This is a genomic window from Haloferax marinisediminis, from assembly GCF_009674585.1.
Lineage (GTDB): Archaea > Halobacteriota > Halobacteria > Halobacteriales > Haloferacaceae > Haloferax > Haloferax marinisediminis.
Genome location: NZ_WKJP01000001.1, coordinates 1,439,236 through 1,458,830, shown reverse-complemented (window position 1 = coordinate 1,458,830; position 19,595 = coordinate 1,439,236). Strand labels below are relative to the sequence as shown.

Genomic DNA, 19,595 nt, shown 5'->3' with positions numbered 1-19,595 from the left:
ACAATGAGCCGAATAGAAATCGAAATCCCGGACGAGGTAACCGCCGAGGTCGACAACCTCGAACTCACCGTCGAGGGTTCCAACGGTAGCGTCACCAAGCGCCTGTGGTACCCGAACGTCTCGGTCACCGTCGAAGACGGTTCCGTGGTCATCGAAACCGACGTCGAGAACGCGAAAACGAACGCGACGATCGGCACCTTCGAGAGCCACGTGAACAACATGCTTCACGGCGTCACCGAGGGATGGGAGTACCAGATGGAAGTCCACTACGCTCACTTCCCGATGCAAGTGAACGTCGAAGGCGACGAAGTCGTCATCAAGAACTTCCTCGGCGAGAAGTCCCCGCGACGAGCAGCAGTTCGCGGTGACACCCAGGTACAGGTCGACGGCGAAGAAGTCACCCTGAGCGGCCCCAGCAAGGAGGACGTCGGGCAGACTGCCGCCGACATCGAACAACTCACTCGCGTCACGGACAAGGACACTCGCGTGTTCACCGACGGCGTGTACATCACCCAGAAACCCAAGACTGGTGGTGCCTAATGTCGGAAGAAATCACCGAACTCGAAGACATCAGCGGTGTCGGCCCGTCGAAAGCTGACGCGCTTCGCGAAGCAGGCTTCGAGACTGTCGACGACGTGAAGGCTGCGAGCCAGTCCGAACTGGCCGAAGCCGATGGCATTGGTAACGCGCTCGCCGCGCGTATCAAAGCCGACGTCGGTGGCCTGGAAGTCTCCGAAGAGTCGGAGGCTGAGGTCGAAGACGAGTCCGCCGAAGCCGAAGAAGCCGAAGAAGAGCCTGCCGAAGACGTCGAGACGGAACTTCGCCCCCGCGGCTACGCGGACAAGAAGCCCGAACTCGACGCCGAGAAGGCAGCGGCACTCGCACAGAAGCGCCGCGAAGGCAAGCCGCAGTTCAACCGGCAGGACTACCACAAGAAGAAGCGCACGCCCACGTCGTGGCGGCGCCCCCGTGGTGGTCTCTCCAAGCAGCGACGCGGCATCAAGGGCAAAGGCCCCAAGGTTCAGGCGGGTTACCGCACGCCGAAGGCCGCCCGTGGTCTGCACCCGTCCGGCTTCGAGGAAGTTCGTGTGTTCAACACGGACGACCTCGAAGGCGTCGACGGTGACACGCAGGCTGTTCGTATCGCGTCCTCGGTCGGCGCGCGCAAGCGCGAGCGCATCGAGGAAGTGGCTGAAGAGCGCGAGATTCGCGTTCTCAACCCCACCTACGTCGAAGTCGAGGTGGATAACTGATGACGGACCTGAAAGCACAGAAGCGCATGGCCGCTGACGTCCTCGACGTTGGCAAGGGTCGTGTTTGGTTCGACCCTGAGGCACAGTCCGACATCGCGGAGGCCATCACGCGCGAAGACATCCGTGAACTCGTCGACGAGGGCACGATTCGCGCCAAGGACGCCAAGGGCAACTCGAAAGGTCGCGCACGCGAGCGCGCCGCCAAGCGTTCCTACGGTCACCGCAAGGGTGCCGGCTCCCGCAAGGGCCGTTCCGGCGCTCGGAAGAACAAGAAAGACGCATGGGTCAGCCGAATCCGCGCCCAGCGCCGTCGCCTGAAAGAGCTGCGTGACGACGGTACGCTCGACCGTACCCAGTACCGCTCGCTCTACAACAAGGCGTCCGGTGGCGAATTCGACAGCGTGGACCGGCTCGAAGCATACATCCAGAACAACTACCAGGTGGAGATTCAATAATGGCGACAGGACCACGATACAAGGTTCCGATGCGTCGCCGCCGCGAAGTCCGGACGGACTACCATCAAAGGTTGCGCCTGCTGAAATCGGGTAAACCCCGCCTCGTTGCTCGCGTGAGCAACAAGCACGTCAGGGCGCAGCTGGTCACGCCGGGCCCGCAGGGCGACGAGACCCACGCTGCAGCGACCTCTGCCGACCTCGCCGAGTACGGCTGGGAAGCCCCAACGGGCAACCTCCCGAGCGCGTACCTCACGGGGTACCTGGCAGGTAAGCGGGCACTGGCCGCCGGCGTCGAGGAAGCAGTCCTCGACATCGGCCTCAACACGGCCACGCCCGGAAACAAGGTCTTCGCAGTGCAAGAGGGTGCTATCGACGCTGGCCTCGAAATCCCCCACAACGACGCAGTGCTCGCAGACTGGGACCGCAACCGCGGTGTCCACATCGCTGAGTACGCAGAGCAGCTCGACGAGCCGCTCTACAGTGGAGACTTCGACGCCACGAACCTCCCCGACCACTTCGACGAAGTGCTCGGGAACCTTCAGGAGGACGAATGAGCAGAAATAACAACGGCTGGGAGCCGCGAACGCGGCTCGGCCGCATGGTGCAGAACGGCGACGTCACGTCGATGGACCAGGCGCTCGAGACCGGGCTTCCGCTCAAGGAGCCCCAGATTGTCGACCAGCTCCTCCCCGGACTGGAAGACGAAGTTCTCGACATCAACATGGTTCAGCGCATGACCGACTCTGGCCGCCGGGTGAAGTTCCGGTGTGTCGTTGCAGTCGGCAACCGTGACGGTTACCTCGGCTACGCTGAAGCCCGCGACGATCAGGTCGGCGGCGCTATCCAGAAAGCGATCGAGGTGGCGAAACTGAACATTATCAAGGTTGACCGCGGCTCCGGTTCCTGGGAAGACCGCGCAGGCGGCCTCAACTCCCTCTCCCGCAAGGCAGAAGGGAAAGCAGGCTCTGTGACGGTTCGAATCATCCCAGCACCGCAGGGTCTCGGCCTCGCGGCCGCAGAGACGGTCCGCAACATCCTCGAACTCGCCGGCGTCCAGGACGCCTGGACCAAGAGCGACGGGAACACGCGGACGACCGTCAACCTCGCAAAGGCAACGTACAACGCACTCAAGAACGCGTCGCAGTCCCGTACGCCGCGACGCGCTCGTGAAGTCCGTCAGGAGGTGCGCGACTAATGCAGGCTATCGTTCAACTTCGCGGTGAAGTCAACATGGCACAGGACGTTCGTGACACGCTGAAGATGCTCAACATCACCCGCGTGAACCACGCAACGTTCGTCCCCGAGTCGGACACCTACCGTGGCATGATCACGAAGGTCAACGACTACGTCGCACACGGCACGCCGAGTGTCGACGTCGTCGAGACCCTCATCCGCACGCGCGCCGAGCCCGAAGAGGGCGACGCCGACATCACCGACGAGTGGGTCTCCGAGAACACCGACTACGACGACATCGCCTCGCTCGCGCAGGCGGTCTACGACGAGGAGACGACGCTGCGAAAGCAGGGTGTCTCCCCGGTGCTCCGACTCCACCCTGCACGTGGTGGCCACCGCGGCCAGAAGCACGTCACGAAGGAAGGCGGTCAGCTCGGTAAGCACGAGACCGAGCAGATCGACGAACTCCTGGAGGCAATGCGATGACGTCCAAGAAACGACGCCAGCGTGGCTCCCGGACCCACAGCGGCGGTACCCACAAGAACCGGCGTGGTGCCGGACACCGTGGTGGCCGTGGCCGTGCCGGGCGCGACAAGCACGAATTCCACAACTACGAACCGCTCGGCAAGCACGGCTTCAAGCGACCGGACACCCTGCAGGACACCGTCGCCGAAGTCAAGGTCCAGAAGCTCGACGAGGACGCTGCACTCCTCGCCGCAGACGGACTCGCCGAGAAAGACGGTGACGCCTACACCATCGACGCTCGCGACGTGGCCGAGGACGGCTGGGACGCGGACGTCGTGAAGGTGCTCGGTGGCGGCCAAGTTCGCAACGAACTGAACGTCGTCGCTGACGCATTCACCGCCGGTGCCGTCGAACTCATCGAAGAGGCTGGCGGCAGCGCCGAACTCTCCGAACGCGCAGAAGAAGCGGCTGAAGCCGAAGCGGAAGCCGAGGCTGACGCCGACGACGATAACGAGGAATAAATCATGGGATGGAAGGACGCCGCCGAACCAGTGCTGGCGCGGATGCCTTCAGTCGCCCGACCGGAGGGACACGTACCGTTCCGCCGGAAACTCGGGTGGACTGGTGGTATCCTCGTCCTGTACTTCTTCCTGACGAACGTGACGCTGTTCGGTGTCGACGCTGGGGCTGCGAACGACCTCTTCGGTCAGTTCCGCTCCATCTTGGCCGGACAGCAGGGCTCGGTGCTCCAACTGGGTATCGGTCCAATCGTCACGGCGAGCATCGTCTTACAACTGCTTGGCGGTGCTGACCTGCTCGGGCTGGACACCAACAACAACCCGCGCGATCAGGTCCTCTATCAGGGACTTCAAAAGCTGCTCGTCGGGGTCATGATTGTCCTGACGGGCGTTCCGATGGTGTTCGCTGGCGGATTCCTGCCAGCCGACCCTGCCGTCGCATCTGCGCTCGGTATCGGCACGTTCGGCGTGGAGGTACTCATCTTCGCGCAGATCGCCGTCGGTGGTGTCCTCATCCTGTTCATGGACGAGATTGTCAGCAAGTGGGGCGTCGGCTCCGGTGTTGGGCTGTTCATCATCGCCGGTGTCAGCCAGCAGCTCGTCGGTGGGCTGTTCAGTTGGCAAGGCCTCGGTGGTGCGTCGGGTTTCTTCCCGACGTGGATCGGAATCTTCACCGGTTCCGTTCAGCTGCCGAGTTCGCCGACTGACTTGCTGTCGACCATCTTCCTCGGTCAGGGTCAACTGCTCGCGCTTGCAACGACGGTACTCATCTTCGCTATCGTCGTGTACGCCGAGAGTGTCCGCGTGGAGATTCCCCTGTCGCACGCTCGTGTGAAGGGTGCCCGCGGTCGCTTCCCGGTGAAGCTCATCTACGCGAGCGTCCTGCCGATGATCCTCGTCCGCGCCCTGCAGGCGAACATCCAGTTCCTCGGGCGCATTCTCGACAGCCAGTGGGCGGGGATGCCCGCGTGGCTTGGCGAGTACGCGAGTGGACAGGTCACCGGTGGCCTGTTCTACTACCTCGCGCCCATCCAGTCGCGCTCCGACTGGATGTGGTTCCTGGGCCTCACGTCGGCTGACCCACTCGACATTGCAATCCGCGTGCTCATCGACCTGGTCTTCATGATCGTCGGTGGTGCGGTGTTCGCAATCTTCTGGGTCGAGACGACCGGCATGGGCCCCGAGGCGACTGCACGACAGATTCAGAACTCCGGGATGCAGATTCCCGGCTTCCGACGTAACCCGCAGGTCATCGAGAAGGTCATGGAGCGGTACATCCCGCAAGTGACCGTCATCGGTGGCGCGTTGGTCGGCCTGCTCGCCGTCATGGCGAACATGCTGGGAACCATCGGTGCCGTCTCCGGGACGGGGCTGCTGCTTACGGTCTCCATCACGTACAAGCTGTACGAGGAGATCGCCGAGGAGCAGCTCATGGAGATGCACCCGATGATGCGCCAGATGTTCGGCAGCGAGTAAGGAACCGCGGTCACATTTTCATTTTAGCCAATCGGTGAGAGGCATCACTCACTCTTCGTCAGCAAACCCGTGTTCACCGATGAGCGGAACGAACCGAACACCACCGTAGTTCGTCTGCTCGACTCGTCCATCCACGTTTGTGACGAGCACCAACTCCTGTGACCCGCCACGAGGGCCGAGTGGAATCACCATCCGCCCACCGTCGGCGAGTTGGTAGACGAGCGGGTCGGGAATCTCCGGGGCGACAGACGTGACGTTGATACGGTCGAAGGGTGCCTCGTCGGGGAGTCCACCGGACCCGTCAGCGACGATGACCGTCACGGAACCGTAGCCAGTTCGGCTGAGTGCATCGCGAGCAGACTCGGCAAGGGCGGGAACCCGCTCGATGGTGAAGACGTTCTCGGGGCCGACCATCTCTGCGAGAACGGCCGCATGGTACCCGCTTCCGGTTCCGATTTCGAGGACCGTCTGTCCCGGCCGCAGTTCGAGCAGTTCGGTCATCTGGGCGACGAGGTGTGGCGCAGTCACGACCTGCCCATGACCGATATCGAGTGGTTCGTCCGCGTAGGCACGGCCACGAACGGCGTCGGGGACGAACTCGTGTCGGGGGACTGCTCCCATCGCCCGCTCGACTCTCCTCGTATAGATGTAACCTCGCTCGCGGAGGGATGTGACGAGGTTCTTGCGTGCCTGCTCGATTCCGTCGTCGCTCACCGAGTCGGATGGACCATCATATCGAGGCCGACAGTACAGGCGACGACGAGTCCGTCGTCCATCTCGGGTGCGACTTCGATGCCGTAGGTGTCGCGGACGCGGAACCACTTCTTCGACACTTCTGCGACTCGCTCACCGTCGCGCATCAGTTTGTACTCGTGGTCGAGGATGTTGCCTTTCACGTGGAGGTCCGGCCCGCCGTGGATGGAGACGGTAAACCGGTCTCTAAGTGGGGTGACGAGCGCTTTCTTCACCGTCGCCGCCGGACGACCGTTCTTGTGAATCGTCATCGTATCCTTGATGCGGACGATTCGCTCTTTGATGGTGTACGAATCGCCGTTCTGGAGGTTGTCCATCTTGAGCGTCTCGCGGACACGAAGCACCTTCCCGTCGACTTTGAACACCTTCGCCCCGGCGTGATTTTCGACGTAGTAGTCGTCCCCGATGGAGACGAGTTTCTGGGTCATCTTGTAGCGGTCCCACTCGCGTTTTCCTCCACGTCGTCCCCTCCCACGTCCTTCTCGTCGTGATTGCCGCGTCTCCGCCCGTGGTCTTCGAGCCATACCGACATATCGCGTGGACAGTGAATGAAACTGTACGATATTTGATTTGAATGTCGGTGAGACCCGACGTTCACCGTCGTGAGAGCGTCCTGTGAACAGACGAGGGTAGAACTGGTTCGTTCGAGCGAGTTCGAAAAACGAGTCGTGGAGAGCACATCTCCGTGTCTTTGCTTACCGAGTTGGGTGGACCATCATGTCGAGGGCGGCAGTACAAGCAACCACGAGACCAGCATCCATCTCGGGAGAGACTTCGATACCGTACGAATCGCGAACGCGGAACCACTTCTTCGACACTTCTGCGACTCGCTGTCCGTTTCGCATGAACCTGTACTCGTGGTTGACGATGTTCCCCTGGACCCGCAGGTCAGGCCCGCCGACGAGAGAGACGGTAAAGCGGTCTCGGAGCGGGGTAACGACCGCCTTGTGTACCACTGCCGCCTTTCGACCGTTCTTCTGGATGGTCATGGTCTCTCTGACGCGAGCGATTCGCTCTTGAATCTTGTACTCGTCGCCAGATTGGAGGTCGTCCATCTTGAGCGTCTCGCGGACACGGAGCACCTTCCCGTCGATTTTGAACGCCCGCATGCCGGCCTGATTTTCGACGTAGTAGTCGTCACCGATAGCGACGAGTCGCTGCGTCATTCTGTACCGTTCCCAGTCGCTCGGCCCACCTCGCCGTCCGATACCGCGTTGTTCACGCCGCTCCCGTCGGGCTGCTGCTCTTGGTCTTCGGGCCATAGGCAGGTAGACGCTGGCAGAAAGTATTTAGATGTTGGACATCTGACTGGTATTTCTGGTGGTGTCGACGTTCTATCTCGGGGGAGGGTTTCGGGAAGCGAGACGCGACCAATCCCGGTCGTGTCTATCGAATTATGACACTTCGTTCAGCACTATCGCCGAGACAGGAGTGACTCGTTTCGGAGTCGAGCCGGCCGATTTTTGTACTCGATTTGAGACTCACAGTGTATGAACGAGGGGCGACTCGCACTCGACATCGAGACGGCTAGCCCGCGTGGAGAACCGACCGACTTCCAGAACACTGCCGACTTCGAGCTGGTCGCGGTCGGGCTTGGCTACCACGACGGTGACGGAGACGCCAAGGTCGAAGTGCTCCTTCGCGACGGTGGCTGGGAGGCAGAACACACAGCAGACCTCCTCCGGAGGGTCGTCGAGTGGTGTGAGGCACACGGTGGCCCAGTCGTCACGTACAACGGCGAGTTCTTCGACGAGCACCACCTCCGGGCGTGGGCCACGACAGTCGCAGACGAGGGCGTGTGGCCCGACGCACCGTCCCGCGTGGACGCACTGTTTTCGAACCACGTCGACCTCGGGACGCTCGCCGCGACAGCGTACCCGAACGCGGTCCGCCCCAACAGAGAGATTCCCGCGCTCTGGAAGGCATGCGACGAGGCAGGTATCGCCCAACCGACCGTCTGGTACGACGACTACGACCTGCCACCGAACTATCTCGACCGCCTTGGCATCGACGACAGACACGTGAAAGGTGCGCACGTCGGTGAGGCCCTCGGCGAGCAGTTCGTCGACGGCGTCGTCGCCGGCCTCGACCACACCCACACACACGCCGAACTCACCCGCCTTCTCGTCGACTACGCCGCTGGCGACATCGAACCACTGTTTTCACTCCACGACGCGCTGCGTCGTCTCGATACAGAGGCGTAGTCAGCGGAGAGAGGCGTCGCCCGCTCAGTTGTCCTGTCGCGCGGCAAACGTTTAGCCGACGGGTACCGTACCACGTTCCATGAACGACCTCGAACCGACGGCCACCGTCGAGGAAGCACTTCGTGGGAACGGTATCAGTGTCGAGTCTCTCTCCATCGACGACCACGTGTCTATGACCTATCTCACGGCGTTTCCAGACGTCGAACCCGACCACGGTGAAGTCGGGCGAGCAGTCACGGCGTTCCTCGAACTCGCGAACGACGAGGCGCTGGAACCGACGACCGTCGACGCGACGATTCTGCGGAGTGAGGGCGACGTACAGGCGACGTGGCGTCTCGAAGCCGACTGGATTCGCGCGTACAACCGCTACGAGATAGACGACGTGGAACTGTCCGAACGTGTCCTCGACAGTATCTACGAGGAGGGGACAGCGTGAGCGCGTGGCGTCATCGCGGGAAACCACCGGCCGCGCGGGGGCCACGCCGGCCCTCACACTTCGACTACTCACGAGTCAGCCTCAGCTTCGAGAGTGACGGGACGGACTGCGCAGGCTGGCTGTACCGCCCTGACGGTGTCGAGACACCGCCCGTCGTCGTCATGGCCGGAGAACTCGCCGCAGAACGTCGCTTTGGCCTCCGAACCTACGCCGAGCGGTTAGCCGAAGCGGGGTTCGCCGCCTTCCTCTTCGACTACCGGAACACTGGTGATTCGGACGGCGAACCGCGAAATCTCGTCGCTCCCGGCTCGCAGGTTGCAGACTGGCACGCAGCACTCGACGGACTGCGTGAACGCCCCGAAATCGATTCGAAGCGTCTCATCCTCTGGGGGGCGGGGCTCTCCGGTGGCTACGCACTCCGTGCGGCCGCCGAAGATGGCCGTGTCGCGGCCGTCGTCGCACAGAACCCGATGCTCGACGGCACGGGAGTGATGGGTGGCCGTGGCGTTCGAGGAACGCTCGCTGCACTCGTCGCTGGCGTCCGCGACAAACTTCAGTCACGACTCCTCGGACCGTACCGCGTTCCGGTCGTCGGTGATGGCGCGTCGATGGCCGTCTTCGAAGACCCCGGGACACGCGGAGCGTACCGAGAACTCGTCCCGCCGGGGAGTGCCTGGCGCGACGAGACGCCGGCCCGCGTGTTCCTCTCGATGTTCCGCTACCGAGCGCTCTCGGACCCAGAAGAGATTACCTGCCCAGTCCTCCTCGTCGCCGGAACACGCGACGAACTCGCCCCTGCCGACGACGTCGCCGCGCTCGCCGACGAACTCATCGATGCAACGTTCGTCGAACTCCCTGCAGACCACTTCGACCACTACGACCGAACCTTCGAACAGACGTTCGGTCATCTGCGGTCGTTCCTTAACACGATCTAACAGCCACTCTGGACAATTTTCTGAATAGTCGTGAGAATCATTATGTCGTCAGCCGCCAAAGGAGTCTCGACTATGTCACCTATCCGCCGCCTCGTTCGTTCTCGCCGTCTCGTCTCTGTGTTCCTCGCCATCGCGCTCGTCACCGCTTCGGCTCCCGTCGTCGCACAGGAGTCCGAGAGTCCGAGTGACGAAGAGATGCTCCAACTTCTCGAAGAGGGTGTCGCGCTGTACAACCAGAACGCCGACCAGTTCGACGTCTCGTTCGCCCGTGGCCTCATCGCCGGCAAGACGGTGAACGTCTACATCGAAGACGGCGACGAGACACACGTGTACTCCGCGAGCGTCGACGACGACATGCGTATCGTCGACGTCGCGGCGGAGCCAAATCCGGACGCATCGATGCGTATCAGCACCGACCGCGCGACACTCGAAGCGATTGCGTCGTCGTCTAACCCACTGGCCGAAGTCGAACAGGCGGTCCGCGACGACCGAATCCGTGTCACCGGTGAGGACGGCCACTTCGTCGACAAGGCTGTCTGGACCATCGCCAACCTGTTCAAAGGCCTGCTCTTCTGAGCGCGTCCACTCACTGTTTTTTCTGACGCTCCGTTTCGATGGTCGCAAACCGACGGTTGGACTGTCGTGTCCGTAACCCATTTTGCCCCCACAGTCAATTCTCCGCCAATGACCCACACACGTACGGTCGAACTCGAAGGCCACATCATCGACTCCGGGATGATGCAACAGGCCTTCGGTCTCGTGATGGACCTCGGAGGCGAGTTCGACGTCGAGCAGTTCGACGTCGGGAAACAGAAGGACAAGACGTCGTACTGCCGGATGGCCGTCTCGGCGGACGACGAGAAGCTACTCCAGGAGATTCTCCACGAACTCCACCAAATCGGGGCCAACCTCACCGAACCGGTCGACGCTCGTGTCGAGCCGTCGCCTGCAGACCAGGTCGTCCCAGTCGGGTTCTACTCCACGACCAACCATCCGACCGACGTTCGGTACGAGGGCGACTGGCTCTCGGTCGAAAACATCGAGATGGACTGTGCAATCGTCGTCGACCCCGACGGACCCGAGGGGCCACGCGCCTACACGAAAGTTCTCAACAGCGTCGAAGAAGGCGACCTCATCGTCACCGACGAGGCAGGCATCCGTGTCAAGCCTCCAGAGCGCCCCCGTGACTCGTCAGGTCCGTTCGGGTTCATGCAAGGCGGTGTCTCCTCGGAGCGTCCGTCGGATTCACTCATCGGCGAAATCGCCGACGCACTCCGCGAGACGAAAGAAGCAGGTGGGAAGGTCCTCGTCGTCGCCGGGCCGGCGCTCATCCACTCCGGCGGCGGTGACGCACTCGCGCGTCTCATCCGCGAGGGCTACATCGACATGATTTCTGCTGGCAACGGCTTTGCCACCCACGACATCGAACGCGGACTCTACGGCACCTCCCTCGGGATGGATATGGAGACGATGGAGCACCCACGAAAGGGGCACAAACACCACATCTACACCATCAGTGAAGTCATCCGAGCAGGCGGCATCGCCGAGGCCGTCGAAGAGGGCCTCATCAAAGAAGGTGTGATGTACGAGTGTGTGAAGAACGACGTTCCGTACGTTCTCGCTGGGTCTATCCGCGACGACGGGCCGCTTCCAGACACCATCACCGACACCATCGAGGCACAGAACGCCATCCGAGAACAGGCCCACAAGGCCGACATGGTGCTCATGCTCTCGACGCTCCTCCACTCTGTCGCCGTCGGCAACTGCCTGCCGTCGTCTGCGAAGACCGTCTGTGTCGACATCAACCCCGCAACCGTCACGCAACTGCTCGACCGCGGGTCGTCGCAGGCGATTGGGATGGTGACCGACATCGGCACGTTCGTCCCGACGCTCGCCGAGAAAGTCCTCGACGAACCGGCCGAGTAACGCCTCTTCTCGTCGAAACGAATCTCGTCTAAATCGTCTCGAATCCGAGACACTCTGGCACACGAGACTATTATAGTGCCGACCGGCGTCGGTAGGGGTATGCACTCAATGTGGAAGACCCTCCTCGTCGCCCTCCTGGTCCTCGTGGCCGGGTGTTCAGGTGGCGTTGGTGGTGACGGCGCAACGGCAACACAGACGACGACCGTCGCGGACACTGCCGACGGCGACACGACGAACGGTGACACTGGCGAGTCTGGTGACAGCAGCAGCAGTGAAGACAGTTCGTCGTCGATGGCGTTCGACTTCAATCAGTCGTGGGACGAACAGTTCCGAGAAGGCCAGTACTACCGCTACGAGATTACGTCGCCGAACCTGAACGACACGGCGACGTACGAGTGGGAAGTCCTCTCTGCGACCGAAGACGAAGTGACCATCCGAACGAAGGTCGACGCCGAGGAGACGACGAGTGAGCAGACCGTGACCGCCTCGCGGGACCAACTCTACAGCGAACTCTCCGGGAGTCCCTCCGGGTCGATTGCGACGGTCGGATTCAACTCTCCGTACTACAGCGGTGTCGACGGTGAAACCCTCGAAGTTGGCGATGGATGGGAAGCCTCTGGAACCAACGGGAACGTGAGTTTCACAGTCGAGCGCACCTCGTCGTACGCCGGCCTCGACTGTGCGTACTTCGTGGTTCAGATGAACGGCAGTGTGTTCTGGGAGAGCTGTGTCTCCCCCGAGAGTCCACTCCCGGGATACATGGCGTTCTACGAAGAGGAAGGTGACGACGAACCGGTCTTCGAGATGACGCTCGTCGAATACCGGCCCGGAAACTGAGACGCGCCTCAGTAGACTGTTTCTAACGGAACGACTGCCATCGGAACGTTCGAAGAGAGGAGGACGTCCTGTGCGGTGCTCCCGAAGACGATTTTCGAGGTCGGGTTCCGTTTTCTGACGCCGATGACGATTTCGTCGGCGTTCTGGTCTTGGGCACACTCGAGGATGTCTTCGGCCGGGTCGTTGCCGCGGATGAACTGGTGTGTCTCGACGGTGACGAAGTCGCCGAGGCGAGAGGAGACGACGTTCAACGCGTCGTCGCCGTCGCGAACGTCGTCGCTGTCGGTGCTGTCGCCGCCTTTGTGCGAGTTGACGACGTGAACGACGTCGCCGGTCTCTATTCGTCGCGAGAGGTAGTCACAGAGTTCGGCACTCGTGTGGACAGAGTTCGTGCCGATAACGTACGTTGCCATGCAACATATCCTGACGCCGTTCTATAAAAATCCACACCCCAACAGTGACGGCTAGACCTGCTTCGCCATCGCCTTTACGTCTGCGACTGTCATCTCTTTTCCGTGTGTGTCGTGTGCGTGGTTCTGGATAATCATCACGAGTTCGTCTTCGTTCTCGGACGTTACGCTGAACCCACACGAACAGGTTGCTTGTTGCATCTCGGACATGCCACATAACCTACGATTGCTGTCGTCAAAAGTCGCATGTACGGTCCCGAAGACGTTCTCAGTCCGAGACTAATCAGGGACAAAACATTTACCGACCGGAAAATGTCACTCGACTATGGATAGAAACGCCCTCCTCGCGGGCGGGGCCGTCGGTGTCCTCATCGTCGCCGCCGTCTCCGCTGTCCTCGTCCCCGGTGTCCTCGCGGACCCGACGGACGACGGTCCGGTTCGACCCGGCCCGGTCGACGTCGCGGACGTCTCCATCGCGGCGGGCCCTGCCACGGGAGAGACGGTTACACTCGGTATCGAGACACGAATCGACCACAGACGAAACCCGACCCAGAACGTGAGCGTGCTCGTTCGAGCAATCGACGCCGAGTCGGGACTGGTGACGACGACGGAACGAGTCGACGTCGGCACGCTCACCCGTGACGGTGAAGCGACCGCAACTGCCAACCTCACCGTCCCACGAGAGGGAGGTTACGACATCGAAGTCGTCCTCTACCGCGACGCCGAGCGCGTCGACGAGGCGCGAAAGAGCATCCGAGGTGTCTCGGCTATCAAGCCGCCGTACCTCCAATCGACCACGTCGTTCACCGAGTCCGAATCGCTCCCGCCAGTCTCGTTTTCCATCGCCGACGCTGGCGAGAACCGAACCACACTCGACCTGACTGCGACGCTCGTCAACACCGGTGACCAACCGGCCGAAGACCTCTCGGTCACGTTCGTCCTCCGGCAGGCCGAGTCTAACATCGTCGCCTCTCGGACGACAGTCGACGCCGGCACCATCCAGGCCGGCCGGACCGAGTCCGTGGACGCGACGGCGACCGTACCGAACGAGTACAACTACTACATCGACGTCGTGTTGCTCCGAGATGGAGTCGTCATCGACTCCGCTCGTGGCGCGGCGAACCTGAACCCAACGAGGACGATTAGCGTGAACGAGACCACAGAAGAAGTCGAACTGCGTGTCGAAGACTTCGAAGACGACAGAGAACGGACCCCTGAAGCAAGCGACTACGAACCGACCCGGACCGAGTCTTCGGCGCCCGGATTCGGCGCCGTCGTCGCACTCGTGGCGCTCTGTGCCACTGCGTTCGTCGCCCGGAGGTGGAGCCAATGAGCGACGAGACGCCAACGAAATCGGGGACCAAGAAGGCCCAACGGACCCAGACGGTCCCCGACCCGGACGACGACCCAACCGAACGGGAGAACCGTGAGTTCGCCGCACGCCTGCGCCGCTATCTCGACTACGCTGTCCTCGTCGGGTTGCTGCTGCTGGCACTCATCGCGGCCTTGCAGTTCTACCTCAACGCCTCACAGACCATCTCGACGTGGGTGAACCCCGAGTTCCGCGCGCCGTTCCAAGCCGCGTTCAACCTCGTGTTACTCCTCGGTGCGGCCTTCGGCATCTCCATCCAACTTCGGCGGCTGACGAAGAAGTGACCGACGTCTCGGTCGCCGACGAGACGTGACTGGCCGTTCCGTCACCGACGAGATGTGACCTTCGACTCACGTCGGAGGGTCTCTGTGAGAACTTATGCGAGTACCAACCACGCACCGAAGACGGCGACGCCGCCGATGACGGTACTGACGGCAGCGTGGACGCGGAGTCTGTCGAGCACCGAGTGTGCGTGTTCGTCTTCGACCGACAGCAGGTCGTGAATCTCACTGCCGATTTCGCACCGCGGAAGGAAGTCCATGGCGACGTGGAGGAAGACTCCGGAAGCGAACCCGAAGACGATACCACGGAACGCGTCTGTCGCCGGGAGCGAGACGGCACTCGAAATGATGGCCGCGACACCGAGACCCGCCGCTGGGAGGAGAAGCGGGTAGACCGATTTGTCGTTACCAGCGAGGCGACGGGCGGCAGCGTAGCCCGCCGGACCTTTGTGCGAGACGATTGCGAGGCCGAGGCCGACACCCACGTCGATGTTTCCGTAGACGATTCCGATGATTGCACCGGCGGAGAGGGCGTGCGCAGAGAGTTCCGTCACGGTGCGGTCCATCGGGAAGTCCATGTGTGCGAATCGGTGGCCGACGGTGTGCGCACCGAATCCGGCGAGGATACCGAACGCGATGCCGAACCCACCGAACTGTGGGTGGTGACCGAGTGCCTGTGGGACGAGAAACACTGCTGCACTCGTCACCATCGCACCGCTAGCGAGGCCGTAACCCCAGACGAGTCCTTCCGCGTGTTCGGTGCGAGAGCGCGCACCGAACGGCGCAGCGAACGCCATCGCAGCGAAGGCAGCCCACGAGACGATGAGAAGTTTCCACGCCTGCGTGGACACTGCATACGCCGAGAGGGCGACGAGAACCACGACGCTGCCGACGCCGATGGCTGTCGAACGATTCATGTTGTGAACGAATTGGCTCGGATTAATAAGGCGCCCGGTTTCGTGAGGCGGTCGGCGCAGCGTCCCAGTTGGACGGTCAGCGAGTCGCCTTCTTCCACGCCTTGAGGTCGACGATGGTGCCATCGAGGTCGGCCGGGTCGGCCTCGGTCGCCGCCCAGACGAACATGTCGCCAACGTCGTCCGGGTCGCGTCCATGCCCGCCAGAGAGGTCGGTGGCGACCAGACCGGGGTCGAGGACGCCGACAGGTTGGGCACAATCGGCGGCGAACTGCCGAGCGAGTGCTTCGGCCGCCGCCTTCGAGACGGCGTACGCTCCCATCCCGGGTTTCGCCTCGCGGGCGATCGACCCGGAGGGGATGAGGATACGGGCGTCGTCGGTCATGTGCGGCAGTGCTTCTTTGACCGCCGCAAAGACGCCGCGAACGTTCGTTCTGAGCGTGTCGTCGAACGCGGCGTACGACTCGTCGGCCATCGGCATCTCACCGGGCGTGCCGTGGTTGACTCCCGCGTTGGCGACGAGAACATCGATGGAACCGCCGGCGCGAGCGGCAATCTCCATCAGTCGCTCCATGTCGAACTCGTCGCGGACGTCGGCACGGAGGCCTTCTGCAGCACCCCCGGCGTCTTCGACGTCGTCGAGGACGGTTTGGAGGGCGTCGTGGTCGCGGGCGCAGGCGACGACTGTCGCCCCGTTCCGACCGAACGCTCGCGCGATGGCCGCACCGATTCCGGAACTCGCGCCAGTAACCACGACAGTGGTGTCGTTCATGTGCCTCGTTAGGACGGACTGGTCCTAAAGATACCTGCGTCGGATACCGATTTGGTCAGTCGATTTATGTCCTTGACGTTCTTACAAGACTGTATGAATTCTGTCTCGGACCTCGATTCTCTCGCTGGCGAGTCGGTCGTCGTCGTTGGCGGTGGGTTCGGCGGTCTCTCGACAGCGTGCTATCTCGCCGACGCCGGCGCTGACGTGACGCTGTTGGAAAAGAACGAACAACTCGGTGGCCGAGCCAGTACGCTCGAACGCGATGGGTTCCGATTCGACATGGGTCCGTCGTGGTACCTGATGCCCGACGTGTTCGAGCGATTCTTCGCACACTTCGGGAAACGCCCCTCGGACTACTACGGCCTCACTCGTCTCGACCCGCACTATCGCATCTTCTTCAAAGACGGCGACCAGGTGGACATGCTCCCCGACATCGAGGCGAACAAGGACGTCTTCGAGTCGTACGAACCCGGCGCGGGCGAGAAGTTCGACGAGTACCTCCGGAAGTCCGAGCGGAACTACCGCATCGGGATGGAACACTTCGTCTACGAGGACCGCCCCAACCTCCGAGACTACATCGACCTCGACGTGGCCAAAAACGCGTGGGGCCTCTCGCTCGTCGGGTCGATGCAAGACCACGTCGAACGGTACTTCAACCACCCTAAACTCCAGCAGATAATGCAGTACACGCTGGTGTTCCTCGGTGGCGCGCCAGACAACACGCCGGCGCTCTACAACCTCATGAGTCACGTCGACTTCAACATGGGCGTGTACTACCCCGACGGCGGCCTCGCGGGCGTCGTCGACGCGATGGTCTCACTCGCAGAGGAACTCGGCGTCGAGTTCCACACGGACTCGCCGGTGGCCGAAATCGCTGGTCGACGCGGTGGATTCGCCGTCCGAACCGAAGACGGACGCGAGTTCCTCTGTGACCAGGTCGTGAGCGACGCCGATTACGCCCACACGGAACAGGAACTCCTCCCACCTGAGAAGCGACAGTACGACGCCGACTACTGGGAATCCCGAACGTACGCGCCCTCGGCGTTTCTCCTCTACCTCGGTGTCGAAGGCGACGTCGAAGAACTCGCCCACCACACGCTCGTCTTGCCGACCCAGTGGGACGACCACTTCGAGCACATCTTCGACAGGCCGGCGTGGCCCGAAGACCCAGCGTACTACCTCTGTGTCCCTTCGAAGACGGACGACACCGTCGCACCCGACGGCCACAGTAACCTCTTCGCACTCGTCCCCATCGCTGCGGGCCTCGAAGACACACCGGAGATTCGCCAGTCGTACCGTGACCTCGTCCTCGACGACATCGCCGAGAACACGGGTGTCGACCTCCGAGACCGAATCGTCGTCGAAGAGTCGTTCTGTGTGAACGACTTCGCCGAGCGTTACAACAGCACGAAAGGCACTGCACTCGGTCTCGCACACACGCTCAGACAGACTGCGCTCCTTCGACCGCCACACGCCTCGAAGAAGGTCGACGGCCTCTACTTCACGGGGTCGTTCACGACACCCGGCATCGGCGTCCCCATGTGTCTCATCAGCGGACAACTCACCGCAGAGGAGATGGCCGAAGACGCACGATGACGACCGATATGGCGGCGGGTTCCGCGATGGACGGCGGACTGCGAGACCGACTCAGCTACCTGTTCGTCCTCTCGCGGCCACGCTTTTGGCTCTACCTCGCCGGGCCGGTCCTCGTCGGTATCGCGGCCGCCGCGACGAATCTCTCGGACCTGTTCTCACCCGAGGCGCTCGTCTTGGTCGCGTACTTCCTCGTCCCGGCGAACGTGTTTCTCTACGGCGTCAACGACGTGTTCGACGTGGACGTCGACGAGGCCAATCCGAAGAAAGACGACCGAGAGGCACGCTGGCGCGGCGACCCAGTGAATCGGGCTGTCGTCGTCGGGAGCGGCGTCCTCGGACTCGGTCTATTCGCGTTCACACCGTCAGTCGCGTGGCCGTGGCTGGTCGCACACTTCTTCCTCGCCGTCGAGTACAGCGCGCCACCGTTCCGGTTCAAGACGACCCCGTTTCTCGACTCCATCTCGAACGGCCTCTACATCCTCCCCGGCGTGGCCGCCTACGCGACGATTGCAGGTGTGAACCCACCGCTCCTCGCGATTGCAGGAGCGTGGCTCTGGACGATGGGGATGCACACGTTCTCTGCGATTCCCGATATCGACCCTGACCGAGCGGCCGGAATTCAGACGACAGCGACGTTCCTCGGCGCGCGATGGACGTACGCGTACTGCGCCGTGACGTGGGGTCTCGCGGCCGTCGCGTTCGCCCTCGTGGACGTGCGTCTCGGTGCGCTCTTGGGTGCCTATCCAGTGGTCGTCCTCGGTATCGCCTTCTCTGGTGTCGACGTAGACGAAGCCTACTGGTGGTATCCCGTCTTGAATACAATCGTCGGCATGCTCATCACCTTCGGAGCACTCTGGGGTATCGTGAATGGCTGACCTGCGAACGACCCTTCCTCGGACGCGCCAAGAGGTCGAACTCGCGTTCGACGAACTCGTGCGCGACAACCGGTTTACTATCTCGGTGTTCTTCCCCCTGAACGGCGCTGTGTTGCTCATCGCGAGTGCGATGGCGTGGATGCCCGAACCGATCGCGTTCAACGCGTTCTTGATACTCTTCGGGACGCTGGTGATGCGTTCGCCGCTTATCGTCGGCGTCTTGCCACTGGTGACCCGTCGCGCGGCAGTCGCCGTCGGCGCACTCACGGCGTATGCGTACGTCATCGAGTACACCGGTATCACGACCGGATGGCCCTACGGGTGGTTCTTCTACGGTGTCGACCTCGGCCCGACCGTGGCTGGCGTCCCAATCGGCCTCCCGGTGTTCTTCATCCCGCTCGTGATGAACGCCTACTTGCTGTGTCTCCTGTTGTTGGGCGACCGTGCCCGAAACACCGCAGTTCGGCTCATCACGGTCATCGTGATGGTTCTCGCCATGGACGTCGTGCTCGACCCCGGCGCCGTCTCACTTGGGTTCTGGGAGTACTACCGACTCGGCGAGGGCACGCTCCTCTTCTACGGCGTCCCACTGTCGAACTACGCCGGCTGGGTCATCAGCGCGACCATCGCCGTCGTGCTCCTCGACTGGGGATTCGACCGCGAGGCGCTTCTCACTCGGCTGGCTGAGACCGAGTTCATGCTCGACGACCTGGTGAGTTTCGTCATCCTCTGGGGTGGCATCAACGCGTGGTTCGGCAACTGGGCACCCGTCGTGGTCGCCGGTCTCTTCGGTGTCGGTCTGCTTCGAACCGAGCGCTTCGACTCCAGCTTGCTCCGGATTCCACGGCGGCTCCCGTGGCAGTCGTGACCGTCGCCAAATAGCGGCACTCACTTCTAACTCTCGTCTGTAGACTGCACGGGTTCACGGCCTCTGTGGAGAACGG

Annotated in this window: 26 protein-coding genes; 19 read left to right on the top strand and 7 right to left on the bottom strand. The window is 62.3% G+C overall.

Features of this window, described 5'->3' with window-relative positions; genetic code table 11:
- The first annotated feature begins 3 nt into the window (after window positions 1-3).
- The 8 genes from GJR98_RS07550 to secY are packed head-to-tail and all read left to right on the top strand — an operon-like array spanning window position 4 to window position 5,340.
- Window positions 4-540 (top strand): 50S ribosomal protein L6, encoded by a 537-nt coding sequence (locus GJR98_RS07550; RefSeq protein ID WP_151137006.1) that lies wholly within the window; start codon window positions 4-6, stop codon window positions 538-540.
- Window positions 540-1,253, top strand: a complete 714-nt coding sequence (locus tag GJR98_RS07545; RefSeq protein WP_151137004.1) for a 50S ribosomal protein L32e — start codon at window positions 540-542, stop codon at window positions 1,251-1,253. Before GJR98_RS07550 ends, GJR98_RS07545 begins: the two co-directional genes overlap by 1 nt.
- Complete coding sequence (locus GJR98_RS07540) at window positions 1,253-1,708, top strand: 50S ribosomal protein L19e (RefSeq protein ID WP_058571911.1); 456 nt, start codon at window positions 1,253-1,255, stop codon at window positions 1,706-1,708. The genes GJR98_RS07545 and GJR98_RS07540 overlap by 1 nt, the downstream gene beginning before the upstream one ends.
- Window positions 1,708-2,262 (top strand): 50S ribosomal protein L18, encoded by a 555-nt coding sequence (locus tag GJR98_RS07535; RefSeq protein ID WP_058571910.1) that lies wholly within the window; start codon window positions 1,708-1,710, stop codon window positions 2,260-2,262. The genes GJR98_RS07540 and GJR98_RS07535 overlap by 1 nt, the downstream gene beginning before the upstream one ends.
- Window positions 2,259-2,903: a 30S ribosomal protein S5 gene (locus tag GJR98_RS07530; RefSeq protein ID WP_151137002.1), complete on the top strand. Its 645-nt coding sequence runs from the start codon at window positions 2,259-2,261 to the stop codon at window positions 2,901-2,903. The genes GJR98_RS07535 and GJR98_RS07530 overlap by 4 nt, the downstream gene beginning before the upstream one ends.
- The gene (locus GJR98_RS07525; RefSeq protein ID WP_151137000.1) at window positions 2,903-3,367 is read left to right on the top strand and encodes a 50S ribosomal protein L30; all 465 of its coding nucleotides are present in this window, start codon (window positions 2,903-2,905) and stop codon (window positions 3,365-3,367) included. The genes GJR98_RS07530 and GJR98_RS07525 overlap by 1 nt, the downstream gene beginning before the upstream one ends.
- Window positions 3,364-3,867, top strand: coding sequence for an uL15m family ribosomal protein (locus GJR98_RS07520; protein ID WP_151136998.1), 504 nt, complete (start codon window positions 3,364-3,366; stop codon window positions 3,865-3,867). Before GJR98_RS07525 ends, GJR98_RS07520 begins: the two co-directional genes overlap by 4 nt.
- 3 nt (window positions 3,868-3,870) lie before the next feature.
- Window positions 3,871-5,340: a preprotein translocase subunit SecY gene (gene secY / locus GJR98_RS07515; protein WP_151136996.1), complete on the top strand. Its 1,470-nt coding sequence runs from the start codon at window positions 3,871-3,873 to the stop codon at window positions 5,338-5,340.
- A 48-nt stretch (window positions 5,341-5,388) separates the two neighbouring features.
- Here secY and GJR98_RS07510 read toward each other — a convergent pair whose 3' ends face one another.
- The 3 genes from GJR98_RS07510 to GJR98_RS07500 all read right to left on the bottom strand — a co-directional run bounded on the left by GJR98_RS07510 (window position 5,389) and on the right by GJR98_RS07500 (window position 7,355).
- On the bottom strand, window positions 5,389-6,054 hold the full coding sequence (locus GJR98_RS07510) for a protein-L-isoaspartate(D-aspartate) O-methyltransferase (RefSeq protein ID WP_151136994.1): 666 nt from the start codon (window positions 6,052-6,054) through the stop codon (window positions 5,389-5,391).
- Window positions 6,051-6,617: an LURP-one-related/scramblase family protein gene (locus GJR98_RS07505; RefSeq protein WP_225316381.1), complete on the bottom strand. Its 567-nt coding sequence runs from the start codon at window positions 6,615-6,617 to the stop codon at window positions 6,051-6,053. The genes GJR98_RS07510 and GJR98_RS07505 overlap by 4 nt, the downstream gene beginning before the upstream one ends.
- A gap of 171 nt (window positions 6,618-6,788) precedes the next feature.
- Window positions 6,789-7,355 (bottom strand): LURP-one-related/scramblase family protein, encoded by a 567-nt coding sequence (locus tag GJR98_RS07500; protein ID WP_225316380.1) that lies wholly within the window; start codon window positions 7,353-7,355, stop codon window positions 6,789-6,791.
- Between the two features lie 228 nt (window positions 7,356-7,583).
- Between GJR98_RS07500 and GJR98_RS07495 the strand changes: the two genes are divergently transcribed.
- The 6 genes from GJR98_RS07495 to GJR98_RS07470 all read left to right on the top strand — a co-directional run bounded on the left by GJR98_RS07495 (window position 7,584) and on the right by GJR98_RS07470 (window position 12,431).
- On the top strand, window positions 7,584-8,297 hold the full coding sequence (locus GJR98_RS07495) for a hypothetical protein (protein WP_151136992.1): 714 nt from the start codon (window positions 7,584-7,586) through the stop codon (window positions 8,295-8,297).
- A gap of 79 nt (window positions 8,298-8,376) precedes the next feature.
- The gene (locus GJR98_RS07490; RefSeq protein WP_151136990.1) at window positions 8,377-8,733 is read left to right on the top strand and encodes a hypothetical protein; all 357 of its coding nucleotides are present in this window, start codon (window positions 8,377-8,379) and stop codon (window positions 8,731-8,733) included.
- Window positions 8,730-9,668 (top strand): alpha/beta hydrolase, encoded by a 939-nt coding sequence (locus GJR98_RS07485; protein WP_151136988.1) that lies wholly within the window; start codon window positions 8,730-8,732, stop codon window positions 9,666-9,668. The genes GJR98_RS07490 and GJR98_RS07485 overlap by 4 nt, the downstream gene beginning before the upstream one ends.
- 72 nt (window positions 9,669-9,740) lie before the next feature.
- Window positions 9,741-10,244 (top strand): hypothetical protein, encoded by a 504-nt coding sequence (locus tag GJR98_RS07480; RefSeq protein ID WP_151136986.1) that lies wholly within the window; start codon window positions 9,741-9,743, stop codon window positions 10,242-10,244.
- Between the two features lie 108 nt (window positions 10,245-10,352).
- On the top strand, window positions 10,353-11,594 hold the full coding sequence (locus GJR98_RS07475) for an ornithine cyclodeaminase (protein ID WP_151136984.1): 1,242 nt from the start codon (window positions 10,353-10,355) through the stop codon (window positions 11,592-11,594).
- A gap of 99 nt (window positions 11,595-11,693) precedes the next feature.
- The gene (locus tag GJR98_RS07470) at window positions 11,694-12,431 is read left to right on the top strand and encodes a hypothetical protein (RefSeq protein WP_151136982.1); all 738 of its coding nucleotides are present in this window, start codon (window positions 11,694-11,696) and stop codon (window positions 12,429-12,431) included.
- Window positions 12,432-12,439: 8 nt separating this feature from the next.
- Here GJR98_RS07470 and GJR98_RS07465 read toward each other — a convergent pair whose 3' ends face one another.
- Complete coding sequence (locus GJR98_RS07465; protein ID WP_151136980.1) at window positions 12,440-12,844, bottom strand: universal stress protein; 405 nt, start codon at window positions 12,842-12,844, stop codon at window positions 12,440-12,442.
- A 51-nt stretch (window positions 12,845-12,895) separates the two neighbouring features.
- Complete coding sequence (locus GJR98_RS07460) at window positions 12,896-13,051, bottom strand: DUF1059 domain-containing protein (RefSeq protein WP_151136978.1); 156 nt, start codon at window positions 13,049-13,051, stop codon at window positions 12,896-12,898.
- Between the two features lie 115 nt (window positions 13,052-13,166).
- Here GJR98_RS07460 and GJR98_RS07455 point away from each other — a divergent pair, with 115 nt between their 5' ends.
- Together GJR98_RS07455 and GJR98_RS07450 are read left to right on the top strand one after the other, a co-directional pair.
- Window positions 13,167-14,174, top strand: coding sequence for a DUF7490 domain-containing protein (locus GJR98_RS07455; protein WP_151136976.1), 1,008 nt, complete (start codon window positions 13,167-13,169; stop codon window positions 14,172-14,174).
- Window positions 14,171-14,497 (top strand): hypothetical protein, encoded by a 327-nt coding sequence (locus tag GJR98_RS07450; RefSeq protein WP_151136974.1) that lies wholly within the window; start codon window positions 14,171-14,173, stop codon window positions 14,495-14,497. Before GJR98_RS07455 ends, GJR98_RS07450 begins: the two co-directional genes overlap by 4 nt.
- 92 nt (window positions 14,498-14,589) lie before the next feature.
- Here GJR98_RS07450 and GJR98_RS07445 read toward each other — a convergent pair whose 3' ends face one another.
- A complete protein-coding gene (locus GJR98_RS07445; protein WP_151136973.1) occupies window positions 14,590-15,411 on the bottom strand; it encodes a ZIP family metal transporter in 822 nt (273 codons plus the stop codon).
- Between the two features lie 76 nt (window positions 15,412-15,487).
- Complete coding sequence (locus tag GJR98_RS07440) at window positions 15,488-16,180, bottom strand: SDR family NAD(P)-dependent oxidoreductase (RefSeq protein ID WP_151136971.1); 693 nt, start codon at window positions 16,178-16,180, stop codon at window positions 15,488-15,490.
- Between the two features lie 93 nt (window positions 16,181-16,273).
- On the opposite strand from GJR98_RS07440, the gene GJR98_RS07435 reads away from it, so the two are divergent.
- From GJR98_RS07435 to cruF, 3 genes are read left to right on the top strand one after another with little or no spacing between them, the layout of a single operon-like run.
- Window positions 16,274-17,776, top strand: a complete 1,503-nt coding sequence (locus GJR98_RS07435) for a phytoene desaturase family protein (protein WP_151136969.1) — start codon at window positions 16,274-16,276, stop codon at window positions 17,774-17,776.
- The gene (locus GJR98_RS07430) at window positions 17,773-18,651 is read left to right on the top strand and encodes a prenyltransferase (protein WP_151136967.1); all 879 of its coding nucleotides are present in this window, start codon (window positions 17,773-17,775) and stop codon (window positions 18,649-18,651) included. The genes GJR98_RS07435 and GJR98_RS07430 overlap by 4 nt, the downstream gene beginning before the upstream one ends.
- Entirely contained in the window at window positions 18,644-19,519 is an 876-nt protein-coding gene (gene cruF / locus GJR98_RS07425; RefSeq protein ID WP_151136965.1) for a bisanhydrobacterioruberin hydratase, read from the top strand. The genes GJR98_RS07430 and cruF overlap by 8 nt, the downstream gene beginning before the upstream one ends.
- The last annotated feature ends 76 nt before the right edge of the window (window positions 19,520-19,595 follow it).

Excerpts from the sequence above, each read along its gene's own strand:
- GJR98_RS07455 (WP_151136976.1), top strand. The coding sequence starts at position 13,167 with ATGGATAGAAACGCCCTCCTCGCGGGCGGGGCCGTCGGTGTCCTCATC.
- GJR98_RS07430 (WP_151136967.1), top strand. The coding sequence starts at position 17,773 with ATGACGACCGATATGGCGGCGGGTTCCGCGATGGACGGCGGACTGCGA.
- GJR98_RS07445 (WP_151136973.1), bottom strand. The coding sequence starts at position 15,411 with ATGAATCGTTCGACAGCCATCGGCGTCGGCAGCGTCGTGGTTCTCGTC.
- GJR98_RS07550 (WP_151137006.1), top strand. The coding sequence starts at position 4 with ATGAGCCGAATAGAAATCGAAATCCCGGACGAGGTAACCGCCGAGGTC.
- GJR98_RS07535 (WP_058571910.1), top strand. The coding sequence starts at position 1,708 with ATGGCGACAGGACCACGATACAAGGTTCCGATGCGTCGCCGCCGCGAA.
- GJR98_RS07540 (WP_058571911.1), top strand. The coding sequence starts at position 1,253 with ATGACGGACCTGAAAGCACAGAAGCGCATGGCCGCTGACGTCCTCGAC.
- GJR98_RS07505 (WP_225316381.1), bottom strand. The coding sequence starts at position 6,617 with ATGGCTCGAAGACCACGGGCGGAGACGCGGCAATCACGACGAGAAGGA.
- secY (WP_151136996.1), top strand. The coding sequence starts at position 3,871 with ATGGGATGGAAGGACGCCGCCGAACCAGTGCTGGCGCGGATGCCTTCA.
- GJR98_RS07450 (WP_151136974.1), top strand. The coding sequence starts at position 14,171 with ATGAGCGACGAGACGCCAACGAAATCGGGGACCAAGAAGGCCCAACGG.
- GJR98_RS07490 (WP_151136990.1), top strand. The coding sequence starts at position 8,377 with ATGAACGACCTCGAACCGACGGCCACCGTCGAGGAAGCACTTCGTGGG.
- GJR98_RS07495 (WP_151136992.1), top strand. The coding sequence starts at position 7,584 with ATGAACGAGGGGCGACTCGCACTCGACATCGAGACGGCTAGCCCGCGT.
- GJR98_RS07475 (WP_151136984.1), top strand. The coding sequence starts at position 10,353 with ATGACCCACACACGTACGGTCGAACTCGAAGGCCACATCATCGACTCC.
- GJR98_RS07470 (WP_151136982.1), top strand. The coding sequence starts at position 11,694 with ATGCACTCAATGTGGAAGACCCTCCTCGTCGCCCTCCTGGTCCTCGTG.
- cruF (WP_151136965.1), top strand. The coding sequence starts at position 18,644 with ATGGCTGACCTGCGAACGACCCTTCCTCGGACGCGCCAAGAGGTCGAA.
- GJR98_RS07460 (WP_151136978.1), bottom strand. The coding sequence starts at position 13,051 with ATGTCCGAGATGCAACAAGCAACCTGTTCGTGTGGGTTCAGCGTAACG.
- GJR98_RS07545 (WP_151137004.1), top strand. The coding sequence starts at position 540 with ATGTCGGAAGAAATCACCGAACTCGAAGACATCAGCGGTGTCGGCCCG.
- GJR98_RS07530 (WP_151137002.1), top strand. The coding sequence starts at position 2,259 with ATGAGCAGAAATAACAACGGCTGGGAGCCGCGAACGCGGCTCGGCCGC.
- GJR98_RS07500 (WP_225316380.1), bottom strand. The coding sequence starts at position 7,355 with ATGGCCCGAAGACCAAGAGCAGCAGCCCGACGGGAGCGGCGTGAACAA.
- GJR98_RS07435 (WP_151136969.1), top strand. The coding sequence starts at position 16,274 with ATGAATTCTGTCTCGGACCTCGATTCTCTCGCTGGCGAGTCGGTCGTC.
- GJR98_RS07440 (WP_151136971.1), bottom strand. The coding sequence starts at position 16,180 with ATGAACGACACCACTGTCGTGGTTACTGGCGCGAGTTCCGGAATCGGT.
- GJR98_RS07520 (WP_151136998.1), top strand. The coding sequence starts at position 3,364 with ATGACGTCCAAGAAACGACGCCAGCGTGGCTCCCGGACCCACAGCGGC.
- GJR98_RS07525 (WP_151137000.1), top strand. The coding sequence starts at position 2,903 with ATGCAGGCTATCGTTCAACTTCGCGGTGAAGTCAACATGGCACAGGAC.
- GJR98_RS07465 (WP_151136980.1), bottom strand. The coding sequence starts at position 12,844 with ATGGCAACGTACGTTATCGGCACGAACTCTGTCCACACGAGTGCCGAA.
- GJR98_RS07480 (WP_151136986.1), top strand. The coding sequence starts at position 9,741 with ATGTCACCTATCCGCCGCCTCGTTCGTTCTCGCCGTCTCGTCTCTGTG.